The following is an 865-nucleotide window of genomic DNA, read 5'->3' as shown; positions in this document are numbered from 1 at the left end:
TAGGTTGAGAACCCATACAATAGGCTGATTTTGTTTGATATTCTTCGCCATCAATGAGTCGCTGGAGGTCGAACTGATGTCGAAGGGCCTGTTTTGGTTGTCGGATGAGGCGTGGAGGGCGATGGAACCGCATCTTCCTCACGGCAAAGCGGGGAAGCCCCGGGTTGATGATCGCACGGTGATTTCGGGCATTCTGCATGTTCTCAAGACCGGCTGCCGCTGGCGCGACGTGCCTGCGGCCTTTGGCCCACCGACCACAATCTACAATCGCTACAACAGGTGGTCGCAGCGCCGCATCTGGCAGCGCATCTTCGAGAAGATGGCTGCTGCCGGACCTGTTCCCGATGAACTTTCCATCGATAGCAGCCACGTCAAGGCGCATCGATCTGCGGCAGGCTCAAAAAGGGGGAGTTCTCGGAAGCGATTGGCCGCTCGCGTGGTGGAAGAACGAGCAAAATCCACGCTTTGGCCGATGATCGCGGCCGACCGGTCGCCTTCGCGCTGACGCCTGGTAACATCGCCGACATCACCATGGCCATTCCCTTGATTGGCATGGTGGCCCAGCCCAAAAGGCTCCTGGCCGACAAAGCCTATGATGCCGACAGCCTGCGCAATTGGCTTAAGCGGAAGAAGATCAAGGCTGTCATTCCATCAACCGCCTCACGGCGTACGCCCTATCCACTCGATCATAAGGCATATCGCAGACGAAACGTCATCGAGCGCATGTTCTGCAAGCTCAAGAACTGGCGCCGCATCGCAACACGATACGATCGCCATGCACAGAACTACCTCTCAGCCCTTGCTCTCGCGGCTATCATCTCCGCCTGGATTTGAATGAGTCCTCAACCTAGCACTACTTTGGCAG

The 865-nt window shown here is 57.0% G+C and carries 1 protein-coding gene; it reads left to right on the top strand.

Going from position 1 to position 865, the window contains the following annotated elements:
* The first annotated feature begins 76 nt into the window (after window positions 1-76).
* Window positions 77-834, top strand: a protein-coding gene (locus tag ACFFNA_RS34190) for an IS5 family transposase (protein ID WP_378924296.1) whose coding sequence is annotated in 2 segments (ribosomal slippage) — window positions 77-404 and window positions 404-834 — 759 coding nt in all. Because the reading frame shifts where the segments join, the coding sequence is not laid out codon by codon here.
* Window positions 835-865 lie beyond the last annotated feature (31 nt).

This window comes from Mesorhizobium kowhaii (genome assembly GCF_042431665.1).
Taxonomy (GTDB): Bacteria; Pseudomonadota; Alphaproteobacteria; order Rhizobiales; family Rhizobiaceae; genus Mesorhizobium; species Mesorhizobium kowhaii.
This window is presented reverse-complemented; position numbering and strand designations above follow the sequence as displayed.